Here is a 23668-nt window from a genome sequence, read left to right on the forward strand (position 1 = left end):
GACGCAAACGCTCCGGCGCATCCTGGCCGCCGTCTTTATCTCACCATTCGCCAAACATGACTGCATCCCTGACGACATCGCCCTGTCGCCGCCTCGCGCCCGCCCTGCTGGCGTCCATCGCCGCCCTCGGCCTGACGCTGGCCGCGCCGGCCTTTGCCGAGCGCGCCGACCAGGGCAAGCCGCTGGTGCTGGAGGCCGACAACGCCAGCTACGATGACGTCAAGCAGATCTACACCCTTACCGGCAACGTGGTGCTGACCAAGGGCACCATGGTGCTGAAGTCCGACGCGGCCGAGCTGCGCACCGACCCCGAGGGTTACCAGTACGCCATCGCCACGTCCAAGCCCGGCCGTCAGGCGTATATCCGCCAGAAGCGCGACGGCGTGGACGAGTACATCGACGGCTGGGGCGACCGCATCGAATACGACGGCAAGTCCGAGATCAACAAGCTGATCGGGCATGCCCGCGCGGCGCGCGTGTCGGGCGTGGGCGCGAAGATCATCGACGAGATCCGCGGCGCCGTGATCACCTACGACAGCCGCAACGAGTACTACACCGCCACCGGCGGCGACAACAACACCACGGCCGGCAATACGTCGGGCCGCGTGCGCGCGGTGCTGTCGCCGCGCTCGGACGCCAGCGCCCCCGCCGCTGCGGGCGCACCGCTGGATCTGAAGCCGTCCACCGCGCCCAAGCCTTAACGCCTTACCTCCAGCCAGTCCTGATGAACGATTCCGCCACGCTCACCGCCTCTGCCACGTCCTCCGCATCCGCCGTCCGCACCGACAGCAGCACGCTGGTCGTGCGTCACCTGAAGAAACGCTACGGCACGCGCACGGTGGTCAAGGACGTATCGCTCGACGTGAAAAGCGGCGAGGTGGTGGGGCTGCTGGGCCCCAACGGCGCCGGCAAGACCACGTCGTTCTACATGATCGTGGGGCTGGTGGCGCTGGACGAAGGCGACATCGTGCTCGACGACGAGCACATCAGCGGACTGGCCATCCACGAACGCGCCCGCATGGGCCTGTCGTACCTGCCGCAGGAAGCGTCGGTATTCCGCAAGCTCAACGTGGAAGAGAACATCCGCGCGGTGCTGGAACTGCAGGTGGAAAACGGCAAGCCGCTGCCCAAGGCCGAAATCGAACGCCGCCTGGATTCGCTGCTCGACGACCTGCAGATCGCCCATCTGCGCAACAACCCGGCGCTGTCGCTGTCGGGCGGCGAGCGCCGCCGCGTGGAAATCGCGCGTGCGCTGGCGTCGTCCCCGCGCTTCATCCTGCTCGACGAACCGTTCGCCGGCGTGGACCCGATCGCCGTGGGCGAAATCCAGCGCATCGTGAGCTTCCTGAAGGCGCGCAATATCGGCGTGCTGATCACCGACCATAACGTGCGCGAAACGCTGGGTATCTGCGACCACGCGTACATCATCAGCGAAGGCACCGTGCTGGCCGCCGGCCAGCCCGAGGAAATCATCGCCAACGAGTCGGTGCGCCGCGTCTATCTGGGCGAGAACTTCCGCATGTAAGACCGTGCCGCCTCCGCGGCCACACTGCCGACAGGTTTTCGGCAGGTCATCGGCAGGTCATTTTTACCGCACTTGCCCGCGGCTATTTCAAAGCCGTTGCCGATCAGGAAGCCGAAGCGATAGGTTGTAGCAAATTCCGTTCCAACAACGGAAAGATGCGCATAGAATAGGTCGCATGAAACCTTCGCTTCAGCTCCGCCTCTCCCAACATCTGGCCCTCACGCCGCAACTGCAGCAGTCCATCCGGCTGCTTCAGCTTTCCACGCTCGAACTGCAACAGGAGGTGGAACAGGCGCTGACGGAAAACCCGCTGCTGGAACGCGAGAACGACTGGATCGAAAGCCCGCTGCGCGTGGCGGCTGACGGCTCCGTCAATCTGCAAAGCGCCCCGGCGCCGGCCCCGTCCGAACCGCAGGCCAACGGCGACGATCGCAGCGAACATGCGTCCGGCGGCGAGGAAGAAGGCTTCAGCGATTCCGGTGCCGAGGACTACGGCAACGACTGGAGCCTCGACGACTTCGCGCGCCGCCCGCAGAACGACGAAGACGAAAAGACGCCGATGCAGTTGCGCGATGCGGATCCCACGCTGCGCGAGTACCTGATGGAACAGCTGACGCCGCTCAAGATTTCGGCGCGCGACAAGGGCCTGGCCATCTTCCTCATCGAATCGCTCGACGACGACGGATACCTGAGTGCGTCACTCGAGGAAATCTGCACCGAACTGCCCGAAGAACTCGAATTCGAGGTGGAAGAAGTACAGGCGATGCTGACGCTGCTGCAGAGCTTCGATCCGCCCGGCGTGGGCGCGCGCAATGCCGCCGAATGCCTGAGCCTGCAATTGAAACGGTTGCAGCATCCTCAGCGCGAACTGGCCCTGTCCATCGTCAATCACCATCTTGAACTGCTGGCGGTCAGGGATTACACGCGCCTCAAGAAAGCGCTGCAGGTGGACGACATTGCACTAAAGGCGGCGCACGACCTGATCCGCTCGCTGGCACCGTACCCAGGACATGCGTACAGCCGCCCCGAGGCCGATTTCGTGGTGCCGGACGTGTTCGTGCGCAAGAGCGGCAGCGGCTGGATTGCCCAGCTGAATCCGGATGTGATGCCGCGCCTGCGCATCAACGACATGTACGCGCAGATCTTGCGCGGTGCAAAAGGCGAAGCGGGGGCTGCGGGACTGCAACAAAAGCTGCAGGAAGCGCGGTGGCTTATCAAGAACATCCAGCAAAGATTCGACACGATCCTGCGTGTGGCGCAGGCAATTGTGGAGCGTCAGAAGAACTTTTTTTCGCACGGCGAAATAGCGATGCGGCCCTTGGTTTTGCGGGAAATTGCCGATACACTCGGTTTACATGAGTCGACCATTTCCCGGGTGACCACGAACAAATACATGGCCACGCCAATGGGTACTTTCGAGTTGAAGTACTTCTTTGGTAGCCACGTCTCCACGGAGACGGGCGGCGCGGCCTCTTCCACGGCGATCCGCGCGCTGATCAAGCAACTGATAGGAGCCGAAGAACCCAGGAATCCTCTTTCCGACAGCCGCATCGCCGAATTGCTGGGCGAACAGGGCTTTGTGGTCGCACGCCGCACGGTGGCCAAATATCGCGAAGCACTGAAGATCCCCGCAGTCAATCTCCGCAAGTCTTTGTAGCCGAGCCGCAACCGCCTGCCTGGTGCGGCTCTTTCAGAAGGAGAAGCGCTATGAACTTCAAGATCAGTGGACACCACCTCGACATCACGCCGCCGCTGCGTGAGTATGTGGAAACGAAACTGGAGCGAATTGTCAGGCATTTCGATCAGGTCATTGGCGTGAGCGTGCTGCTATCTGTCGACAACCACAAGGAAAAGGACAAGCGTCAGTACGCGGAAATCAATCTGCATCTCAAGGGCAAGGACATCTTCGTCGAAGCGCACCATGAAGACCTGTACGCTGCGATCGACTGTCTGGTCGACAAGCTCGACCGGCAGGTGATCCGCTACAAGGACCGCGTGCAGGGTCATGACCGGGAAGCGGTCAAGTACCAGATGGCTGAAGCCCAGCTACAGCAACAATAGGCTGGCAAATCCTTGACTGCCCCTCGAGGCGGACGTCAGCGTCCCCGAGAGGACTGACAGGAAGAGAGCAAAGCCGCGCATCTGCGCGGCTTTTTTGATGGGTGCGCGCCCGCGTCGGGCTGACATTCTCCGTTACCTTCCCACCACGGCCGAAACCAATTGATTTGCCGGGGGTGTTCGCATCTTGCGCGGCTCGGTGTATGCTGCGCCATACAAGAACGACAGGCAGAACGGTCCCGGTGACCCGAACGGCAGGCCACGTGACGGAAGATCATGCGGGCGCCGGCGGCAATATCCGGGTGGGCAATCCGGCCGGCCAATCCGCGGCACCACCCGCGGCGCCGGCGCTGCAGTGCACAAGCGCGCTGTGGCCCTGCTCTATAATGAGCCGGACGTTCCAATGCGGGCGTCCACCAAGCACTCGATATCCTGAATTGCCCCATCCGGCGGGACGGCATTTGTGCGCCGTATCGCCAACCTGACTTCTCGTGCATCGCCCATGAATCGTTTGGCCAAATTGCTGCCACCCGGCAACATCCATCTCGACGTCACCGTCACCAGCAAGAAGCGGGTCTTCGAGCAAGCCGGGCTCCTGTTCGAGAACAACCATGGTGTGGCCCGCGCCACCGTCACGGACAACCTTTTCGCCCGCGAATCGCTGGGTTCGACCGGCCTGGGTGCCGGCGTCGCCATTCCGCACGGCCGTATCAAGGGCCTGAAGCAGCCGCTGGCCGGCTTCATGCGCCTGGCCGAGCCGATTCCGTTCGAATCGCCCGACGGCAAGCCGGTCTCGCTGCTGATTTTCCTGCTGGTGCCCGAACAGGCCACCCAGCAGCACCTCGAAATTCTCTCGGAAATCGCACAGTTGCTGTCGGACCGCGAGATGCGCGAAGGGCTGGCCACGCTGCCCACGCCCGAAGCCGTCCACCAGTTGCTGATCGAATGGCATCCGTGACGATCCGCAGGCCGGCCTGGCTGGCCGCCTGAAGCCATACCGCCCCCCTCGTAGAAAGCATCCCGCATGGAACTCACCGGCGTCACCTCGCAGTCGATCTTCGACGACAACGCAGCCGACATCAAACTGTCGTGGGTCGCCGGTCTGGAAGGTGCCGACCGGGCCTTTGACGTCGAATTCGCTCGCGAAGCCACTTCCGCCGCCGATCTGGTGGGCCACCTGAACCTGATCCACCCCAACCGGATCCAGGTGCTGGGCAAACCCGAAATCCAGTATTACCAACGCCTGGACGACGAACCGCGCAAGCGCCAGATGGGCGAACTGATCCTGCTGGAGCCGCCGTTCCTGGTGGTGGCCGACGGCATGGAGCCCCCGCCCGACCTGGAACTGCGCTGCACGCGCTCGTCGACCCCGCTGTTCACCACGCCGGTGTCCTCGGCGGCCGTGATCGATCACCTGCGCCTCTACCTGTCGCGCATCTCCGCGCCGCGCGTGACGATGCACGGGGTATTTCTGGACATCCTCGGCATGGGCGTGCTGATCATGGGCGAATCGGGCCTGGGCAAGAGCGAGCTGGGCCTGGAACTGATTTCGCGCGGCCACGGCCTCGTGGCGGACGATGCCGTCGATTTCGTCCGGCTGGGCCCCGACTTCATCGAAGGCCGCTGCCCGCCGCTGTTGCAGAACCTGCTCGAAGTGCGCGGCCTGGGCCTGCTCGATATCAAGACGATCTTTGGCGAAACGGCGGTGCGCCGGAAGATGAAGCTCAAGCTCGTGGTGCAGCTGGTACGTCGCAATGATGGCGAATTCGAACGGCTGCCGCTCGATTCCCAGTACCTCGACGTGCTGGGCCTGCCGATCCACATGGTGAAGATCCAGGTGGCGGCCGGCCGAAACCTGGCCGTTCTGGTCGAAGCCGCCGTGCGCAACACGATCCTGCGACTGCGCGGCATCGACACCCTGCGCGACTTCATGGACCGCCAGCGCGCGGCCATGCAGGCCGACGTGGTATCGCGCGGACAAGGTCGCCTGCTCTGAGCCGCTACCGCGCCCGTGTGCAAACGCCCGCTTCATTCGCGGGCGTTTTTCATTTGCTTACAAGCCTGGCATGGCCCTTCGTCAACGAACTGCGGGCGGCCGCCGTTTTGTGCTGTAATGGGCGCCGAGCCCAGGTTCTGCCAGACGCCGGCATGGCGCGCGGCCACGATGTGTTTCCACAGCCAGGAGAGAAGCATGAAAAAGCTGATCGCGATGTGTTTGCTGGTTACCCCCCTGTTCGCCACCGCCGCGTTTGCCCAGGGCGCCTCGGCTCCGGCCGCTGCCGAGAAGTCCGGCAAGACCGCGCAGCAGGAAAAGATGGCGGCCTGCTCCAAGGCCAACAAGGGCAAGAAGGGCGACGAATACAAGAAGGCGCAGAGCGAGTGCCTGTCGGCCAGCGGCCCCGCCCCGGCAGCCGAGCCGAAGACCCAGCAGGAAAAGATGGCCGCGTGCTCCAAGGCCAACAAGGGCAAGAAGGGCGACGAATACAAGAAGGCACAGAGCGAGTGCCTGTCGGCCAAGCCGGCAACCTGATCGGCGCGGTTCGCACCCCCGGTTCATCACCCCGGGGTTCACAAACCGTTACGCGGCCCGATCCGGGCAATGTTCCCTCGGAAAATGGCGAATCCTCTGCGATTCGCCATTTTTGTCTGGGACAAGCTGTCATGACGCGGTTACCTTGCGGTGCTATCCTTGCGTCGCTATGCGGATCATTCTCATCACCGGAATTTCCGGCTCCGGCAAGTCGGTCGCCCTGAACGTCCTGGAAGATGCAGGCTACTACTGCGTCGACAACCTGCCGGCCCAGTTCATCCCCGAGCTCACGGCCTATCTGGCCGACCAGGGCTATACCCATCTTGGCGTGGCCACGGACATTCGCAGCCGCGAGTCGCTGGCGCGGCTGCCGGACACCGTCCGCGAGCTTTCCGCCCATCATCAGGTGCAGGTGCTGTTCCTGACGGCCAATACCGATGCGCTGGTGCAGCGGTATTCGGAGACGCGCCGCCGCCACCCGCTGTCGACCCGTGTCGGCGTAGGCCCGGACGGTGCGCCGCTGGGCGTCCCGGAAGGTGCCGGGCCAGGCGGACCCGGCGCAACGGTCAGTACATCGCTGATCGAAGCCATCGAAATGGAACGCGGGCTGCTCAGCCCGTTGTCCGAGTCCGCCCATCGCATCGATACCAGCAATGTGCGCACCAACACGCTGCGCAGCTGGGTCAAGGAGCTGATTCGCAACGACAGCGCCAGCGGGCAGTCGCTCACGCTGCTGTTCGAATCGTTCGGCTTCAAGCACGGGGTGCCAAGCGATGCGGACATGGTGTTCGATGTGCGCTCGCTGCCAAACCCCTATTACGATCTGGCCCTGCGCCCGCTGACCGGCCGCGACGCGCCGGTGGCGGACTTCCTGCAGAGCCAGCCGATGGTGCTGGCCATGGCCGAGGACATTCGCGCCTATGTCGAGAAGTGGCTGCCGAGTTTCATTGCGGACAACCGCAGCTACCTGACCGTGGCCATCGGCTGCACGGGCGGCCAGCATCGGTCGGTGTTCATTGCCGAACGACTCGCCAACTATTTCCGGGCCCATGGTAATGTGCTGGTCAGACACCGCGAATTGGCCCCGGCCGGCTGACACGCGGGCTTGAGGGAACGGCCCCGGCGCCGTCCCGCCACTGGAGCGGCCAATCGCATGTCGACACTCCCCCCAGACACCGCATCCCCGGGCGCCATCATCGAGGCGCTGCCGCTGTTTCCCCTCAACACGGTACTCTTCCCCGACGGCCGCCTGCCTCTGCGGGTGTTCGAGAAACGCTACGTCGACATGGTGCGCAACTGCATGCGCGATGGCACGCCGTTCGGCGTCTGCCTGATCACCAGCGGCGAGGAAGTCGCGCGTGCCGGCCACGAAACGGTGCCCGAGGAAATCGGCTGCCTGGCGCAGATCGTCGACTGCAACATGGAGCAGCTGGGCGTGCTGCTGATCGAGACCCGCGGACGGCGGCGCTTCCGCGTGCTGTCCCACGCCACGCGCGACGACGGCTTGCTGGTGGCCCAGGCCGAAGTGCTGCCCGACGATGTCATCGACTGCAAGCTGGAGCTGCTGAGCGAGTGCCTGGAGGCGCTGCGCCGCATCGTGGCGTCAGTGCATAGCGAACAGCCCGACAAGTCCCGGCTGCCGTTCGCCGAACCCTATCTCTGGGACGACCCGACCTGGGTGGCCAACCGGCTATGCGAACTGCTGCCCGTGCCGCTCAAGGCCAAGCAGATGCTGATGGCGCTGCCCGATGCCGGCATGCGCATCGAAATCGTCCACCGCTACATGCGGCAGCACCACATCGTCTGACGGCACCGATCGTCAGAACGCCAGAAACTCGGGAACTCAGGAATTCAGAAAAGTCCGATGCGCGCCTGGTCTTCGAGCAGGCGCCGCACGGGTGCGGGCGTGCCCAGCGCGTCAAGGTCGTCCAGCGACAGCCAGCGCCGCGCCTGGCCCATATCGCCGTTGGCGGGCCGCGTTGCCGCGTCGAGGTCCACGCGGACCGCACGGATCAGCAGCCGGAAGTGCGTGAAAACGTGCGTCAGTTCGCCGGCCAGATGCGCGCGCACGGGCTGGCCGAATTGCCGCGCCGACTCCAGCGCGGCATCCTCGGCGGCTTCCGCGTCGAACGGCATGCCGTCCACGGCGATCTCCGGCAGGCTCCACAGCCCACCCCAGATGCCGCTGTCGGGCCGCAGGTTGACGAGCACATCGCGGCCATGGCGCACGATCAGCATCACGGTGCTGCGTTCGGGAATCGCGGCGCGCGGCTTGGGCGTGGGCAGCAGCGCCGTCAGGCCGTCCCGGCGCGCCACGCAGTCCACCGCGAGCGGGCAGCTGTCCGCATCGCCCAGGCACGCCGGCTTGCCACGCGAGCAGATCGTCGCGCCCAGATCCATCAGCCCCTGCGTATAGGCCACCATGTCTTCGGCCTGGTTCGGTCCGGCCGGCGGCAACGCCTGGCCGGCCAGCGCCCACATGCGCGTCTCGACGGCACGTTCGCCGGGGTAGCCGTGGATGCCAAACACGCGCGCAAAGACGCGCTTGACGTTGCCGTCGAGGATGGGCGAGCGCACGCCCGCGCTGAACGCGGCGATGGCCGCCGCCGTCGAGCGCCCGATGCCGGGCAGCGTGACGAGCACGGCCGGATCGGTGGGAAACACGCCGCCGTGGTCTTCCATGACGGCCTTCGCGCAGCGATGCAGGTTGCGCGCACGCGAGTAGTAGCCCAAGCCGGCCCATAGCGCCATGACCTCGTCGGCCGGCGCGGCAGCCAGCGCCGCCACGGTGGGCAGCGCCGACACGAATCGCCGGAAGTACTCGATCACGGCCGCCACCTGGGTCTGCTGGAGCATGATCTCCGAGAGCCAGATGCGGTACGCGTCGCGCGTGTTCTGCCACGGCAGGTCATGCCGGCCATGCTGGCGCTGCCATGCGACCACACGCATGCCGAAATCGGCAGGTACGGCGGTTTCATCGGGGAGCACGGGCACGGCAGCAGGCTTGCGGGGCATTGCGGGGCGTCTGGAAAAGAAAAGGCGCCGCTCGAAGGCGGCGCCACATGATACCAACGATGGCGGAACGGCTATGCAGCGCGGGCCGAAGCCTCGACCGGAACCTCCACCAGCTTGCGCGTGAAGGATTCGATCCGGGTGCTGCGCTCGTCCAGGCCGTTCAGCACATCCTCCAGTTCGGCGATGCGGCTTTCCAGCGTGTCGGTGGCCTCGTGGATGCGCTCGATCGAATCCACGCGGCGGCGCAGCTGCTTCTGGTGCTCGCGCACCTGCGCTTCCAGCGGCGTCATCACCGACTTGAGCCAGATCTCGATGTCGCGGTTCAGGTCCCGGAAGTTCTCCAGCACGCGGCTGGCCATCGTCGCAAACGCATTCTGGACCAGTTGCGGACGCGAACGCGTCAGCATGTTCACGGTGCCGAAGTGCGCGTTGACCAGCGCCAGCGTCTCGTTCAGCTCGGCGGCGTAGCGCGATGTCACGAACTGCATCGGCGACGGCAGCGTGAAGCCATGCTCGGCGTTGAAGCGGCGATACATGCTGTCCACCAGCTGGTGCAGGCCGGCGATCTTCTGGTCGGCGTCCTGGATCAGCCCGGCAAGCTGGCCGAACAGCGCCTCCATGTCTTCGCGCAGGCCGCGCGAGAAGAATCGCTCCTTCATCTGCTCGCGCTTGTCGCGCATGGTGCGGCGCACGTCGCGCAACTGCAGGCTCTTGATGATGTCGGCGCTGTGGCGGCCGAACACCAGGCGCAGCGCCTGGAACTTGGCGATGCTCTGCTCGAACTCTTCCTTTTCGCTCTGCACGCGCATCAGCATGTGCTTGACCATCGCGTGGTTCTTGCCGCGCAGGCCGCGCAGTTCGAACAGCTGCTCGACGATATCGCGCCGGCGGCTCTGCAGCAGCTGCTGCGCACCGCGCGACATCTCCTGCACCAGGCGATGCACCTGGTCGGACACGATCTCGCGCCGCTGCGGAATCAGCTGGTCGGACAGCACGTTCTCGAACTGCATCAGGTTGCTGCGCACCAGCATGGGCTGATCGTGCGTGACCTTGGCCACCAGGCCCTTCTGCGCCGACACCGGATACACGCGGCGCTCCTCGATGCCGAGCGTCTGCGCCGTCGTGCGAACCTGGCGCGCGATCTCGCCCGCGATCTCGGGCGACGACTTCAGCGGGTCCCACAGGCCGTCGATCTTGTTGAGCACGGCCAGGCAGCCCCGGCGATGGCCTGCGCCCACGTGGCTGCGCCACAGCGCAAGGTCGCTCTTGGTCACGCCGGCATCGGCGGCCAGCACGAACACCACCACGTGCGCATCGGGAATCAGCCGCAGCGTCAGTTCCGGCTCGGTACCGATCGCGTTCAGGCCCGGTGTGTCCAGGATCACCAGGCCCTGGCGCAGCAGCGGATGCGGGAAGTTGATCACCGCATGGCGCCAGCGCGAGATCTCGACCATGCCGTCGGCATCGACCGAATAGGCGGCATCGGGGTCGTTCTCGTTGTACAGGCCCAGCGATTCAGCCATGGCCGGCGTCACGCGCGTGGTTTCCACCACGTGCTGGAAAGCGGCCAGCATGCCCTCGGGCGACGACGGGTCCAGCGGCACCGTGGTCCAGTGCGAATTGGACGAGCCGGGCTCCATGAAGTCGGCCGTCGAGGCGTCCTGCAGGCGCGTTTCGATCGGCAACAGCCGGATGCAGGGCGGCTCGTGCTCGTCGTAACGCAGCTCGGTCGGGCACATCGTCGTCCGTCCGGCGGACGAAGGCAGGATGCGGCGACCGTAGTCGGCAAAGAAGATGGCGTTGATCAGCTCGCTCTTGCCGCGCGAAAACTCGGCAATGAACGCCACCTTGAGGCGGTCGCTCTTGAGCACGCTCTGGATGCGCTGGGCGCGGTCGTCCGCGGTGGCGTCATGCAGGTCGTACTGTTGCAGCCAGGACTGGAATTCGGCGAGTGACTGAAGGACCCCGGTTCTCCAGGCGCCATATTGTTCGAATTGTTGGGCGAGGCTCGTCATGAGGGATTCGCTGTGTCGGCTTGGATTTATGGTGTTGGGCGCGTACTGCACGACTGGCACCGGGCTTGTCCGTTGACCCGCGGACCCGAAGCCACTCGTCTTCGCCGGACGCCATTGTCATCGGGGCGAATCCGGCCGTTTTTGTAACTTTTTATGACTGGGCACACGATACAGGTTTCCGGACACATTTTGTGGAATTCACGTCCCTTGTTACGGTTCTGTGGCCGGAGTGTTGCGCCGACCCATCGGCAATGGTTTGCGACAATGTTTCGCCATCGGATTGCCATGGCCGGTGCCGTGCCAGCCAGCCCCCACCGTTGCCGGCTCAACAACGCCGGACGGCAGTTCTGGAGGGCCGTTTCAGTGCTGGCAATGCGGGCAGTAGAAGGTGGAACGCTGGCCCTGGACGATCTGCCGGATCAGTGTGCCGCAAACGCGACATGGCTCGCCTGCGCGGTCATAAACCAGGCAGTCGAGCTGGAAGTAACCGCTGCTGCCGTCACTGCCCACGAAGTCGCGCAGCGTGCTGCCGCCCCGCGCAATGGCTTCGGTCAGCGTTTCCCGCACGGCGGCGGCCAGCTTGTCGTATCGCGCCAGGCTGATCTTGCCCGCTGGCGTGGTGGGACGGATGCCCGCGCGGAACAGGCTTTCCGAGCAGTAGATATTGCCTACGCCGACGACGATGTCACCGGCCAGCAGCGCCTGCTTGATCGCCACCGAGCGGCCGCGCGTGAGCCGGTGGAACCACCCGCCGTCGAAACGCGGGTCGAAGGGCTCGATGCCCAGCCGCCGCAGCAGCGGGTGTTCGGACAGCGCCGCTTCGGCCAGCGGGGTCCAGATGATCGCGCCGAAGCGGCGCGGGTCGCGGAAGCGCAGCACCATGAGCGGGCCGTCTTGCGCGTCACCCGGGGCGCCGGCCGATGCCAGGGCGACGTCGAGGTGGTCGTGGGGGCCAGCCGGCGGCGCGTCGGGGTACACACGCAGTGTGCCGGTCATGCCCAGGTGGACAAGCAGCCAGCCGGGCGAATCGTCTCCGGGCCCCGGGCTGCGCCCGCCAGCGGGCGCCGGCAGGCATTCCAGCAGCAGGTATTTGCCGCGCCGTTCGATGCGGCCGATCACGCGGCCGGTCAGGCGCGCCTCCAGTTCGGGCTCCACGGGCCAGCGCAGTCCGCGATGACGCACGGTCACCTGGACGATGCGGCGCCCCACCACGTGCGGCAGCAAACCGCGCCGCGTGACTTCGACTTCCGGTAGTTCTGGCATGGCACCCCGTGATTTTCGGCCGGAATCCGGCCCCGCTTTCCCACCGTTGCAGAACCTATGGAGGGCTTTTGCGCTCCAATGACGCAGGGAATTCCCTGCCGCCAGGCCTGCATGTGCGGGTTCCCATACGTAAGCGCCCCGCGGGGCAAGCAGCGCATTGTAGCGGCAGGCTACAATGCCCCCATCCATTCCCACGCCCCGTGCGCCGGAGCTTTGCTTTCATGCCGGACAACATCTTGCCCTCTCAAGCCATGCGCCCGGAACCCATCCAGATGAACACTTTCCGTTTCCGTCGCCATGCGCGCGCCCTGGGCGTGGCCGCGTGCCTGGCGTTTGCATCGCTGGCCCACGCCGCCCCGGCAACGGTCGCGCAGGACGATGACGAAGTCATCGAAGTACCTGCGCCGTCAACCGGCGCCAAGGCGCCACGCACGCCGCTGCCGAACGTCGCGTTGACCCCGGACATCCTGTACCGCGTGCTGGCTGCCGAAATCTCGATGCAGCGCGGGCTGGTGGGACCGGCCTACCGCACCTACATGGACCTGGCACGCGAAACGCGCGATCCGCGCCTGGCGCAACGGGCCACGGAAATCGCCTTCAATGCGCGCGTCGCGCAGCAGGCACTCGACGGGGCGCGCCTCTGGGCCGACCTGGCACCGAAGTCGCCCGCGGCGCGACAGGTCCTGTCTACGCTGCTGGTGCTCAACGGTCGGTGGGAAGACGCCGAACCGCTGCTGGTGCAGCAACTGGCGGCCGCCCCGGCCAACCATCGCGGCGAAGCCATCCTGTTGATGCAGCAGCAGATGGCCCGCACCAGCGATCCGGCTGGCGCAGTGGGCGTGCTCCAGCGCATCACGGCCAACGACGCGAAGCTGGCCGAAACGCACCTGGCCCTGGCGCGTGCGCGCGAGGCCGCCGGCGACAATGCCGGCGCGCTGGCCGAACTGGACCAGGCGCTGCGCATCAAGCCCGACCTGGAGCCCGCCGCACTGATGGCGGCCGAACTGCAGGCCGAGTCGGCCACCGACAAGTCGATCGAGGTGCTCAAGCGGTTCCTGGCCAAGTCGCCGTCGTCGGTCAATGGTCACATCACGCTGGCGCGGCTGTATCTGCAGAAGAACGACATGGAAGCCGCCCGCGCCGAATTCGAGGTGCTGCGCAAGGTGGCCCCGAACGACCCGCGCGTGCCGCTGGCGCTGGGCCTGACCAGCCTGCAAGCCCGCAACTACGACGACGCCGAACGCTATCTGAAGGAATACCTGCAGATGGCCGAGAAGTCGCCCGCTGCCAGCCCCGACATCGCGTACCAGTACCTGGCGCAGATTGCCGAGGAAAAGAAGGACTATCCGGCGGCCATCGGATGGCTCGACAGGATCGAGGACGGCCGCCTGGCCACCGCGGCGCAGGCCAAGCGCGGCCAGTTGCTGGCGCGCATGGGCAAGCTCGACGACGCCCAGGCCGTGTTCGGCGACCTGCTGGCCGATGCCGAGGATATTTCCGATCCGTTGCAGCGCGCCCAGCGCATGACCGCGATCCGCCAGGCCGAAGTGGGCGCACTGCTCGAAGCCAAGGCCTACGATCGCGCGCGCAAGGTGCTGAACGAACGCGTGAAGGTCGAGCCCGAGAACGCCGACTGGCTCTATGAACTGGCCATGCTCGACGAACGCGAAAAGCGTTACGACAGCATGGAAAAGGGCCTGCGCAAGGTCATCGCACTGCAGCCCGAGCAGAAGCAGGGCTACAACGCGCTTGGCTATTCGCTGGCGGATCGCAACGAGCGCCTGCCCGAGGCGCGCAAGCTGCTTGAACGCGCATCGGAACTGGGGCCCGACGATCCGTACATCATGGACAGCCTGGCGTGGGTCAAGTATCGCCAGGGGGAACTGCAGCCCGCAGCCGACCTGCTGAAGACCGCCTACAGCAAGGCGCCCGAAGCCGAGATCGGCGCGCACCTGGGTGAAGTGCTCTGGCAACTGGGCCAGCACGAGGAAGCGCGCAAGACGTGGACCGAGGCGGCCAAGGTGGAGCCCGAGAACCCCACGCTGGTCGACACGCTGCGCCGCTACAACCAGAGCGTATCGCTGTCGAAGTAGCCCGCATTTGGTATCTTGTCTGGCTGCCCGGGCCCCGCGCCCGGGCGCTGCTTTCTGGCGATCCATCCGGTGCCGGGCCATCGCCCCGGCCACCGCGTTGTGTCGCCAGCGAACATCGAACGCCGTCCAACTCCCGACATCTTGCACATGCTCCGATCCCGACGCCTGGCCCTGCTCTGCGTGGCCGCCCCGCTCTGGCTTGCCGCGTGCAGCACCATCACGCCATCCCGCAGTTTCGACGCCAGCGAGACCGCGCGCAGCGAGCACTACACCGGGCGCTTCGCCGCCAACTACACGCGCTACGGCCGCAGCGAGGGCGTGCAAGGCAGCTTTCGCTGGCAGGAACAGGGCCGCAACGTGCGGCTCGACCTGATCTCGCCGCTGGGTCAGACGCTGGCCGTGGTGACCAGCACCCCGTCCGGCGCCACGCTCGACCTGCCGAATGAAAAGCCGCGCAATGCCCCCGAGGTGGACAGTCTGATGGAGCAGGCGCTGGGCTTCTCACTGCCGGTGTCCGGCATGCGCGACTGGCTGCATGCGCGGCCCGCGCCCGGCGCGCCATCCAGCGTCACGCGCGACACCAGCGGACGGCCCGACACGCTCAAGCAAAGCGGCTGGACGGTGCGCTACGTGACCTGGCAGGACGCGCCCGAAGGCACCCCTGCCCCTGCTGCCCAGCCGCGCCGCATCGACATGGCGCGCGACGGCAACGAAGCGCCGCTGTCCGTGCGGCTGGTGATCGATCCCAAATCCGAACAATGACGCAAGCCATGACCGCAGGCACCGCCCTGCCACCCGCCGAACTGCGCAACTGCCCCGCGCCGGCCAAGCTCAACCTGTTCCTGCATGTGACGGGCCGCCGCCCTGACGGCTACCACACGCTGCAAACGGTGTTCCAGCTGATCGACTGGTCGGACACCCTGCACTTTCGCCGCCGCGACGACGGCGTGATCGCGCGGGTCACGGACATCCCCGGCGTGCCCGCCGATACGGACCTGGTGGTGCGCGCGGCACGCGCGCTGCAGCAGGCCTGCGGCACGCGCTTCGGCGCGGACATCGCCATCGACAAGATCCTGCCGATGGGCGGCGGCATCGGTGGCGGATCGTCCGACGCGGCCACCACGCTGCTGGCGCTGAACCATCTCTGGGGCGCGGGCGTGCCGCGCGAAGAACTGATGCGCATCGGTCTTGCGCTGGGCGCCGACGTGCCCGTTTTCGTGTTCGGCCAGAACGCCTTCGCCGAAGGCGTGGGCGAGGAACTGACGCCCGTGGCACTGCCCGAGAGCTGGTTCGTGGTTATCCATCCGCGCCAGCATGTACCGACTGCTGCAATTTTTTCGGATGAACGCTTGACAAGGGATTCCCCGATCTCTATAGTTGCGGACTTCGCTGCTTGCACAAACAAATTCGCTTTCGGTCGCAACGACTTGCAAGCGATAGCAACAGCGAAGTTCGGCGAAGTTGCCCGAGCCCTTGAATGGCTGAGACAATATAGTCCGCATGCAAGGATGACCGGTTCCGGAGCCTGCGTATTTGCCCGTTTCGAAGACGAGCAGGATGCGCGGAAGGTGATGGAAAGGTTGCCGTCCGATTGGGATGGCAGGTGTGTGAAAAGTTTGTCTCACCACCCGCTCGCAACGTTCGCATAGCAGGTTTTCGTTTGGCGAAGTACTGAAGTAAAGTTCGGTTCGGCGACAGACGTTAAAGGTTGTGTAGGGGAGTCGCCAAGTTGGTCAAGGCACCGGATTTTGATTCCGGCATTCGAAGGTTCGAATCCTTCTTCCCCTGCCATTACTTCCTATAGTGTCCAAACGGACATGCAGATATCGCTACCGGCGCTGGCCGGTGGCGCAAAGCTCCCCCAGCAGCAAGACAGGTGCCCCGAATGAGCGTCGAAGGCTTGATGGTATTTACCGGCAATGCCAACCCTAAACTCGCGGAGGCTGTCGTACAGCACCTCGGCATTCCGCTGGGCAAAGCTCTGGTCGGCCGTTTCTCCGACGGTGAAGTCCAGGTAGAAATCCAGGAAAACGTTCGCGGCAAGCACGTCATCGTGCTGCAGTCCACCTGCGCGCCGACCAACGACAACCTGATGGAACTGATGGTGATGGTCGATGCGCTCAAGCGCGCCTCGGCACGCAGCATCACCGCAGCCATGCCTTACTTTGGCTATGCGCGCCAGGATCGCCGTCCGCGTTCCGCCCGCGTGGCCATCTCGGCCAAGATCGTGGCCAACATGCTGGAAGTCGCCGGTGTGGAGCGCGTCCTGACGATGGACCTGCACGCCGACCAGATCCAGGGCTTCTTCGATATCCCCGTCGACAACATCTACGCTTCGCCGGTCCTGCTGGGCGACCTGCGCGAGAAGAACTACGGCGACCTGCTGGTGGTTTCGCCGGACGTCGGCGGCGTGGTGCGTGCCCGTGCGCTGGCCAAGCAGCTCGACTGCGACCTGGCCATCATCGACAAGCGTCGTCCCAAGGCCAATGTGTCCGAGGTGATGAACATCATCGGTGAAGTGGCCGGCCGCAACTGCGTGATCATGGACGACATGATCGACACCGGCGGCACGCTGTGCAAGGCTGCCCAGGTGCTGAAGGAACGTGGCGCGCTGAAGGTGTTTGCCTACTGTACGCACCCGGTGCTGTCGGGCGGTGCCGCTGCCCGCATTGCGGCTTCGGAACTGGACGAAGTGGTGGTCTGCGACACGATTCCGCTGTCCGACGAAGCCCGCCAGTCCGGCAAGATCCGCCAGGTTTCAACCGCCCCGCTGCTGGCCGAGACCTTCACCCGGATCGTCAAGGGTGACTCGATCATGTCGCTGTTTGCCGACCACTGATCGGCAAGCAAGCGCAGGGCGGCAAAAGCCTGCTAGAATTCTGGGTTTACCGCATTGGCCACCTCAGGGTGGCCAATGTGATTCATGCGGTACGGTTTGAGTGTCGTATCGTCAGTCGAGGCTGTCTGGTCGCGGACAGCCTTCTTCACATCTGGAGTTGAACATGAAAGTAGTAGCTTTCGAGCGTAGCGTACAGGGAACGGGTGCGAGCCGCCGCCTGCGCAATTCGGGCAAGACGCCCGGCATCATCTACGGCGGCGCCGCCGAGCCGAAGATGATCGAACTGGATCACAACGCCCTGTGGCACGCCCTGAAGAAGGAAGCGTTCCACTCGTCGATCCTGGACCTGGAAGTGGCTGGCAAGGCTGAAAAGGCGCTGCTGCGCGCATTCCAGATGCACCCGTTCAAGCCGCTGGTGCTGCACGTTGACTTCCAGCGCGTGTCGGCCACGGAAAAGATCCACGTGAAGGTGCCCCTGCACTTCATGAACCAGGAAACCGCTCCTGGCGTGAAGCTGGGCCACGGCATCGTGAACCACATCCTGAACGACCTGGAAGTGTCGTGCCTGCCGGCCGACCTGCCCGAGTTCATCGAAGTGGACCTGGCTGCAGCCGAACTGAACCAGACCATCCACCTGTCGGACCTGAAGCTGCCGAAGGGCGTGACCGCCATCACCCACGGTGACGACAACCCGGCCGTGGCCAGCATCTCGCTGCCGGCTGGCGCCCAGTCGTCGGAAGCCGCTGAAGGCGAAGGCGAAACGCCGGCTGCCTAAGCTGCCCGCGCTTCACGAAAAGACCGCCGGTTCGCCGGCGGTTTTTTTTCGTACGCGGTTTTCGCGTATCCTTTCACGCCTGCTTTTTCGCTTTTTTCAGCCCATGATCAAGCTCATCGTCGGCCTCGGCAATCCCGGGGCGGAATACGAGGCCACCCGCCACAACGCCGGTTTCTGGCTGGTCGACCAGCTCGCCCGCGTGGGCGGCACCACGCTGCGCGTGGAAGGACGCTTCCACGGCCTGGCCGGCCGCGCCCGGCTGTGGGACCAGGACATCTGGCTGCTCAAGCCGTCCACGTTCATGAACCGCTCGGGCCTGTCCGTGGTGTCGCTGGCGCGCTTCTACAAGATCCTGCCCGACGAAATCCTGGTGGCGCACGACGAGATGGACCTGCCGGCCGGCTCGGTCAAGCTCAAGCGCGGCGGCGGTTCCGGCGGCCATAACGGCCTGAAGGACATCTCCGCCCATCTGACTACGCAGGACTACTGGCGCCTGCGCCTTGGGGTGGGCCATCCCCGCAACACACCGGGCGGTTCCGCCGGCGGGCGCGAGGACGTGGTCAATTATGTGCTGAAGCCGCCACGCAAGGAAGAACAGCAGGCCATCGATGAAGCGATCGACCGCTGCATGGGCCCGCTCGGCGTCCTGGCGCGCGGCGAGAGCGAGCGCGCGATGATGGAACTGCACACGAACCGCTAGACCGGCGCGCGGCAAGGCGCCATGAAAAAACCCCGCCGACCTTGCGGTCGTGCGGGGTTTTTCGTTTCTGCCTGTCTGCTTTGTGGGGCCGGAACGAAGTGGCCGGATGTGTCTCCGGCTTCAGGCCACATGCTTGGCCGCTGTCAGCAGCCGGTAGCGTTGCATCAGCACCTCGCGCGTCTCGATGCGGTTCGGATCCTTCGGAATGCAGGCCACAGGACAGACCTGCTGGCATTGCGGTTCGTCGAAGTGGCCGACGCACTCGGTGCACTTGTTGGGGTCGATCTCATAGATCTCGGGCCCCATCGAGATGGCTTCGTTCGGGCACTCGGGTTCACAAACGTCGCAATTGATGCAGTCGTCGGTGATCAGTAGCGCCATGATGGTTCCTTCCAGCGATCCCACCCGCACCCGGACTGGCCACGTCGGCGGAATCGAAGCCCGTATTTTATTCCGGTTTGCCGATCTTCTCCTGAAGCCAGCGTTCCACGGAGGGGAAGACAAACTTGCTGACATCACCGCCGAGCACGGCGATCTCGCGCACGAACGTGCCGGAGATGAACTGATACTGGTCGGACGGCGTCAGGAACATCGTCTCGACATCGGGCAGCAGGTAGCGGTTCATGCCGGCCATCTGGAATTCGTATTCGAAATCCGACACCGCGCGCAGGCCCCTGACGATCACGCGCGCATTGTTCTTGCGCACGAAATCCTTGAGCAGGCCCGAAAAGCCTTCGACCCTGACATTCGGATAGTGGCCCAGCACTTCGCGGGCAATGCCGATGCGCTCTTCGAGCGAGAAGAACGGGCGCTTGTTGGGGCTGTGCGCCACGCCGACCACGAGTTCGTCGAAGATATTCGACGCACGACGGACGAGATCCTCGTGTCCCCGGGTCATGGGATCAAAAGTACCGGGATAGACGGCGACGACCATGTTTCCTCCTTTGGGGCTGCCCGTTGCCGGCCCGCGATGCCGGGGCCGCTCTCGAATACTGCCTGCGTGACGGGCGTTGGACAAACAACAGCGGCGTAGTGTAACCCCAAACGCAGCTTTTGGAAGTCCGCCCGGCCGGCTTTTTGCCGCATCGCAGCAGCCCGCAAACGCTTGCCCGGCGCGGCAAGCCGCCAGGCAGTCGTCATATGACCAGCATCATCTGACGATGCGGGTTTACTGGTCCGCCCCGTTGCCGGTTCGGTGCTGCAGCAAGTGAAAATGCACGGCGCCGGCGCGCGCCTGGCGAATGATTTCCAGCGCGGCCGGCACGGGCGCATCGGCGCCGATCAGTGCCTTGTCCGACTCGACATAGACCACGCCGCCCGGCCGGGTCAGGCGCGCCGCGTGCTCCAGAGCGGGTCCGATCCAGTCCTCGGCAAACGGGGGGTCCAGAAACACCACGTCGAAACCGCTGGCCGGCATCTGTGCGGCCGCGGCGAATGCATCGGCCTGGACGATCCGCACCTGCGAGGCGTCGAGCTTGTACTGGTTGTCGCGCAGTTGCTTGGCCACGCGCGGATTGGCTTCGACCATCGTCACCGCGGCCGCGCCGCGCGAGGCGGCTTCGAATCCCAGCGCACCCGATCCCGCGAACAGGTCCAGGCACACCAGGCCGGCCAGGTCCTGGCCGAGCCAGTTGAACAGCGTTTCCCGGACGCGGTCGGGCGTGGGGCGCAGGCCTTCGGCTTCCAGCACGGGCAGCAGCGATCGTTTCCAGCGGCCACCGATGATGCGCACCTGGGCCGGTGCCTGGCGGGACAGAGCAGTTCGCCCGCGCGGTGCGGGCGAAGGTCGGGATTGCGGATTCATGCCGTGATTGTAGAGCCTGCCACGCCCCGGCACAGGGCCATGGCGTGTCCTGCCCAACGATCCGGCCCGAAGATCACTTTTCCGGGCCGCCGACGATGACCGTCGCCATGGCATCGGGATGCACGTGGCGCTGGAAGGCGGCACGCACCTGGTCGCGCGTCACCTTGTTGATCTGCGCGGTCCAGGTATCCAGATAGTCGAGGGGCAGCCCGTACCAGCCGATATTGGCCACGTTGGTCAGCAGCTTGCGGTTGCTGTCGATGCGCAGCGGGAATCCATTGACCAGGTTGTCCTTGGCGGCCTTCAGTTCGGCATCGGTCGGGCCCTGCGCCACATACTGGGCCAGGATCTGACGAACCAGCCCCAGCGCCTCGTCGGTGTTTTCCTTCTTGGTCTGCAGCGTGATGCTGAACGGCCCCGGCTGCTTGGACGGCGCGAAGAAGCTGTCCACGCCGTAGGTGAGCCCGCGCTTCTCGCGCACCTGATCGGTCAGACGCGAGCTGAAACCGCCGCCGCCCAGCACGTAGTTGCCCACCAGCAGGGCAAAGTAATCGGGGTCGCCACGCGCGATGGCTGGCGCGCCGATGGCCACGCTGGCCTGCTGTGCCGGGTGCGGAATGCGCTTCTCGCTGGCCGGAATCGACATCTGCACGTCGGGCAGCTTCGGCGCCGCGGTGCCCTCGGGCAGGCCGCGCGTCATATCCTCGGCAATCTGCTCGGCCTGCTTGCGGTCGATAGCACCGATCAGGGTCACCACCGCGCGCCTGGCCGTGTAATTGTCACGCCAGAACTTCAGCAGGTCATCGCGCGTAATGGACCCCACCGATTCCGGCGTGGCCGAAACGCCATACGGATGGCTAGGGTAGATCGCTTTCGACAGCGTCTTGTCGGCAATCACGCCGGGGCGCGTGTCGCCCTCGCGGATGGCGGTAATCAGGCGCTGCTTCTCGCGCGCCACGACGGCATCGGGATAGGCCGGGGCCTTGATCAGCTGCCCCGCCAGCCGTAGTGACTGCTCACGTTCCGGCGAAGCTGTCAGCGTACGCAAGCCGATGCCGCCCCGGTCGCCGCCGGCGGCGCCGCCAAAATCGGCGCCGGTATCGGCAAAGGCGTCGGCAATCTGCGCCTCGTTGCGGGCGGGCTGGCCATCCTGCGCGTTGGCGCCCTTGTCGAGCAGCGCCGCGGTCAGCGTGGCCAGGCCGGACTTGCCAGGCGGGTCATAACGGCTGCCGGCGTCGAAATCGATATTGACGTCGAGCATCGGAATCGACGGGCTCGGCACGAAAAACACCTTGGCGCCGGTGGATGCCGTCCAGCTTTCGATCGGAATGGCGGCATGGGCCACCGAGCCGGCCAGCAGCGCGGCCGCCCCGCATGCGGCGGCAGCCAGGCGGCGCAGCAGACGTGGGGATGCAATGGTCATGGCGGACAGGGACATTGTTTCTCCTTGGACTCTGTCCTCAGTGGCGCAGCCCTTCGGGCGCGGCGGTCTTGGGCTTGTTGGGGTCGATCGGCTGCGGCAGCAGCGTGGCCACGGTCAGGTTGTCGTCGCTGAAATACTTCGCGGCCACTGCCTGCACCTGGGCCGGCGTGACTTCCTTGATCTTGTCGAGCATGCGGTCGATCTGGCGCCACGAGATATTCGAAATCTCGGCCACGCCGATTTCCATGCCCTGCCCGAACACCGAATCGCGCTTGTAGATCTGTCCGGCCACCACCTGCGCCTTGACGCGCTTGAGCTCTTCCTCGGACACCCCGCTCTTTGCGATGCGTTGCAGTTCCTCGCGCAGCGCCTTCTCGATTTCCTCGGTGGTGTGGCCGCTGGCCGGCGTGCCGTCGAGCACGAACAGCGATTCGTTACGGTTGATGCTGTCGTAACCGACGTTCACGTCGTCGGCCAGCCGCTGCTGGCGCACCAGTTCGCGCGTCAGGCGGGCGTTGTCATAACCGTTCAGCACGGCCGACAGCACCTCCAGCGCATACGGATCGACGTCCTTTTCCACGTCATGCAGGCGCGGCACCTTGTAGGCCAGCACGATGTACGGGTTCTCGGCCGGCGCCTTGACCCAGATCCGCTTGATGCCCTGCTGGGGCGCCTCGAGCTGTGTCTTGCGCAGCGGCAGCGGGCGCGCCTTGAGCTTGCCGTAGTAGCGTTCGGCCATCGCGCGCACCTCGTCGGCCTTTACGTCGCCGGTCACCACCAGCAGCGCGTTGTTCGGCACGTACCAAGTCTTGTACCAGTCCTGCACGTCTTCCACGCGCATGTTGACCAGGTCGTCCATCCAGCCGATCACCGGGTGCCGGTACGGCATGGCCGTGTAGACCGTGGCCAGCAGTTGTTCGTAGACCTTGCCGCGCGGGGAGTCGTCGGTCCGCAGGCGGCGTTCTTCCATCACCACCTTCATCTCGCGGTCGAACTCTTCCTTCTTGATGATGAGGTTGGCCATGCGGTCGGCCTCCAGCTCCATCATCTTCGGCAGGTATTGCTTGGCGATCTGCTGGTAGTAGAGCGTGAAATCGCGGTTGGTCAGCGCATTCTCGCGGCCGCCCAGCAAGGCAATCTGGCGCGAGAACTCGCCGATCGGCACCTTGGGCGTGCCCTTGAACATCATGTGTTCGAGCATGTGCGCCACGCCGGTGGTGCCGCTGACTTCGTCGCTGCCGCCGGCCCGGTAATAGATCTGGTGCGCCACCGTGGGCGCGCGATGGTCTTCCTTGACGATCACGCGCATGCCGTTGGACAGCCGGAATTCCGTGGTGCCGGCCTCAGTCTGGCCTACCTGGCCAGCCGTGGCCATGCCGGAAGGCGGCCCCTGCGGCGTGGTTGCGCGAGCGGTCTCCCCTTTGGCCTGCGCCCAGGCGGTGCCCGCCAGTGGGGCGGCAAGCGAGGCGACGATCAGGGTGGAAAGAAGGCGCCGCGAGAATCTGGCGGTGCCGGTGGACGGCGATGCAACGCGGGCGGCGCCCGCCTGGGACAAGTCAGCGCAATGGTTCATGCGACCCCGTCTGCTAGAATTTTGGCGATTGATTCTACCGGGGTATTGACCCCTT

The 23668-nt window shown here is 65.2% G+C and carries 24 protein-coding genes and 1 tRNA gene; 16 read left to right on the forward strand and 9 right to left on the reverse strand.

What is annotated here, in order from left to right:
• Nucleotides 1-56 precede the first annotated feature (56 nt).
• From lptA to hprK, 6 genes are all read left to right on the forward strand, one after another.
• The gene (lptA, locus tag AC3FJ6_RS07730; protein WP_153948984.1) at nucleotides 57-701 is read left to right on the forward strand and encodes a lipopolysaccharide transport periplasmic protein LptA; all 645 of its coding nucleotides are present in this window, start codon (nucleotides 57-59) and stop codon (nucleotides 699-701) included.
• Nucleotides 702-724: 23 nt separating this feature from the next.
• Complete coding sequence (lptB, locus tag AC3FJ6_RS07735) at nucleotides 725-1525, forward strand: LPS export ABC transporter ATP-binding protein (protein WP_153948985.1); 801 nt, start codon at nucleotides 725-727, stop codon at nucleotides 1523-1525.
• Between the two features lie 175 nt (nucleotides 1526-1700).
• Nucleotides 1701-3182, forward strand: coding sequence for an RNA polymerase factor sigma-54 (locus AC3FJ6_RS07740; RefSeq protein WP_488771385.1), 1482 nt, complete (start codon nucleotides 1701-1703; stop codon nucleotides 3180-3182).
• Between the two features lie 50 nt (nucleotides 3183-3232).
• Nucleotides 3233-3586: a ribosome hibernation-promoting factor, HPF/YfiA family gene (hpf, locus tag AC3FJ6_RS07745; protein WP_066739680.1), complete on the forward strand. Its 354-nt coding sequence runs from the start codon at nucleotides 3233-3235 to the stop codon at nucleotides 3584-3586.
• 499 nt (nucleotides 3587-4085) lie between these two features.
• A complete protein-coding gene (locus AC3FJ6_RS07750; RefSeq protein WP_488771386.1) occupies nucleotides 4086-4541 on the forward strand; it encodes a PTS sugar transporter subunit IIA in 456 nt (151 codons plus the stop codon).
• Nucleotides 4542-4607: 66 nt separating this feature from the next.
• A complete protein-coding gene (gene hprK, locus AC3FJ6_RS07755; RefSeq protein WP_092603200.1) occupies nucleotides 4608-5579 on the forward strand; it encodes an HPr(Ser) kinase/phosphatase in 972 nt (323 codons plus the stop codon).
• 32 nt (nucleotides 5580-5611) lie between these two features.
• Here the strand turns inward: hprK and AC3FJ6_RS07760 are convergent, their stop codons facing one another.
• Nucleotides 5612-5776 carry a hypothetical protein gene (locus AC3FJ6_RS07760; protein WP_488771387.1) on the reverse strand — a complete coding sequence of 55 codons (165 nt, stop codon included), beginning with the start codon at nucleotides 5774-5776 and terminating at the stop codon, nucleotides 5612-5614.
• Here AC3FJ6_RS07760 and AC3FJ6_RS07765 point away from each other — a divergent pair.
• The 3 genes from AC3FJ6_RS07765 to AC3FJ6_RS07775 all read left to right on the forward strand — a co-directional run bounded on the left by AC3FJ6_RS07765 (nucleotide 5775) and on the right by AC3FJ6_RS07775 (nucleotide 7920).
• Nucleotides 5775-6113: a PsiF family protein gene (locus AC3FJ6_RS07765; RefSeq protein ID WP_488771388.1), complete on the forward strand. Its 339-nt coding sequence runs from the start codon at nucleotides 5775-5777 to the stop codon at nucleotides 6111-6113. The two genes, AC3FJ6_RS07760 and AC3FJ6_RS07765, sit on opposite strands and share 2 nt — an antisense overlap.
• 169 nt (nucleotides 6114-6282) lie before the next feature.
• On the forward strand, nucleotides 6283-7209 hold the full coding sequence (gene rapZ, locus AC3FJ6_RS07770; RefSeq protein WP_153948989.1) for an RNase adapter RapZ: 927 nt from the start codon (nucleotides 6283-6285) through the stop codon (nucleotides 7207-7209).
• 57 nt (nucleotides 7210-7266) lie between these two features.
• Nucleotides 7267-7920 (forward strand): LON peptidase substrate-binding domain-containing protein, encoded by a 654-nt coding sequence (locus AC3FJ6_RS07775; RefSeq protein ID WP_153948990.1) that lies wholly within the window; start codon nucleotides 7267-7269, stop codon nucleotides 7918-7920.
• A gap of 44 nt (nucleotides 7921-7964) precedes the next feature.
• On the opposite strand, the gene mutY is transcribed toward AC3FJ6_RS07775, so the two are convergent.
• The 3 genes from mutY to mutM form a co-directional block, all read right to left on the reverse strand.
• On the reverse strand, nucleotides 7965-9128 hold the full coding sequence (gene mutY / locus AC3FJ6_RS07780; protein WP_488771389.1) for an A/G-specific adenine glycosylase: 1164 nt from the start codon (nucleotides 9126-9128) through the stop codon (nucleotides 7965-7967).
• 71 nt (nucleotides 9129-9199) lie between these two features.
• The gene (locus tag AC3FJ6_RS07785) at nucleotides 9200-11143 is read right to left on the reverse strand and encodes a dynamin family protein (RefSeq protein WP_488771390.1); all 1944 of its coding nucleotides are present in this window, start codon (nucleotides 11141-11143) and stop codon (nucleotides 9200-9202) included.
• 360 nt (nucleotides 11144-11503) lie between these two features.
• The gene (gene mutM / locus AC3FJ6_RS07790) at nucleotides 11504-12406 is read right to left on the reverse strand and encodes a bifunctional DNA-formamidopyrimidine glycosylase/DNA-(apurinic or apyrimidinic site) lyase (RefSeq protein ID WP_488771391.1); all 903 of its coding nucleotides are present in this window, start codon (nucleotides 12404-12406) and stop codon (nucleotides 11504-11506) included.
• A 272-nt stretch (nucleotides 12407-12678) separates the two neighbouring features.
• Between mutM and AC3FJ6_RS07795 the strand changes: the two genes are divergently transcribed.
• From AC3FJ6_RS07795 to pth, 7 genes are all read left to right on the forward strand, one after another.
• Entirely contained in the window at nucleotides 12679-14499 is a 1821-nt protein-coding gene (locus AC3FJ6_RS07795) for a tetratricopeptide repeat protein (protein WP_228771001.1), read from the forward strand.
• 147 nt (nucleotides 14500-14646) lie between these two features.
• Nucleotides 14647-15261, forward strand: coding sequence for a lipoprotein insertase outer membrane protein LolB (gene lolB / locus AC3FJ6_RS07800; RefSeq protein WP_488771392.1), 615 nt, complete (start codon nucleotides 14647-14649; stop codon nucleotides 15259-15261).
• Between the two features lie 8 nt (nucleotides 15262-15269).
• Nucleotides 15270-16148 carry a 4-(cytidine 5'-diphospho)-2-C-methyl-D-erythritol kinase gene (ispE, locus tag AC3FJ6_RS07805; RefSeq protein ID WP_488771393.1) on the forward strand — a complete coding sequence of 293 codons (879 nt, stop codon included), beginning with the start codon at nucleotides 15270-15272 and terminating at the stop codon, nucleotides 16146-16148.
• A gap of 65 nt (nucleotides 16149-16213) precedes the next feature.
• Nucleotides 16214-16290 (forward strand) — tRNA-Gln (locus AC3FJ6_RS07810).
• A gap of 94 nt (nucleotides 16291-16384) precedes the next feature.
• Nucleotides 16385-17338: a ribose-phosphate pyrophosphokinase gene (locus AC3FJ6_RS07815; RefSeq protein WP_153948997.1), complete on the forward strand. Its 954-nt coding sequence runs from the start codon at nucleotides 16385-16387 to the stop codon at nucleotides 17336-17338.
• A gap of 163 nt (nucleotides 17339-17501) precedes the next feature.
• Entirely contained in the window at nucleotides 17502-18113 is a 612-nt protein-coding gene (locus AC3FJ6_RS07820) for a 50S ribosomal protein L25/general stress protein Ctc (protein ID WP_153948998.1), read from the forward strand.
• Nucleotides 18114-18216: 103 nt separating this feature from the next.
• A complete protein-coding gene (gene pth / locus AC3FJ6_RS07825) occupies nucleotides 18217-18813 on the forward strand; it encodes an aminoacyl-tRNA hydrolase (RefSeq protein WP_488771395.1) in 597 nt (198 codons plus the stop codon).
• A 120-nt stretch (nucleotides 18814-18933) separates the two neighbouring features.
• Here the strand turns inward: pth and AC3FJ6_RS07830 are convergent, their stop codons facing one another.
• The 5 genes from AC3FJ6_RS07830 to AC3FJ6_RS07850 form a co-directional block, all read right to left on the reverse strand.
• Nucleotides 18934-19194: a YfhL family 4Fe-4S dicluster ferredoxin gene (locus tag AC3FJ6_RS07830; RefSeq protein ID WP_488771396.1), complete on the reverse strand. Its 261-nt coding sequence runs from the start codon at nucleotides 19192-19194 to the stop codon at nucleotides 18934-18936.
• Nucleotides 19195-19261: 67 nt separating this feature from the next.
• Nucleotides 19262-19747 (reverse strand): pantetheine-phosphate adenylyltransferase, encoded by a 486-nt coding sequence (coaD, locus tag AC3FJ6_RS07835; RefSeq protein WP_066739714.1) that lies wholly within the window; start codon nucleotides 19745-19747, stop codon nucleotides 19262-19264.
• A gap of 234 nt (nucleotides 19748-19981) precedes the next feature.
• On the reverse strand, nucleotides 19982-20617 hold the full coding sequence (gene rsmD, locus AC3FJ6_RS07840; protein WP_488771397.1) for a 16S rRNA (guanine(966)-N(2))-methyltransferase RsmD: 636 nt from the start codon (nucleotides 20615-20617) through the stop codon (nucleotides 19982-19984).
• Between the two features lie 73 nt (nucleotides 20618-20690).
• Nucleotides 20691-22055 (reverse strand): M16 family metallopeptidase, encoded by a 1365-nt coding sequence (locus tag AC3FJ6_RS07845; protein WP_488771398.1) that lies wholly within the window; start codon nucleotides 22053-22055, stop codon nucleotides 20691-20693.
• Between the two features lie 22 nt (nucleotides 22056-22077).
• Nucleotides 22078-23613, reverse strand: a complete 1536-nt coding sequence (locus tag AC3FJ6_RS07850) for a M16 family metallopeptidase (protein WP_488771399.1) — start codon at nucleotides 23611-23613, stop codon at nucleotides 22078-22080.
• Nucleotides 23614-23668 lie beyond the last annotated feature (55 nt).

Source organism: Cupriavidus sp. 94F1, assembly GCF_057798875.1.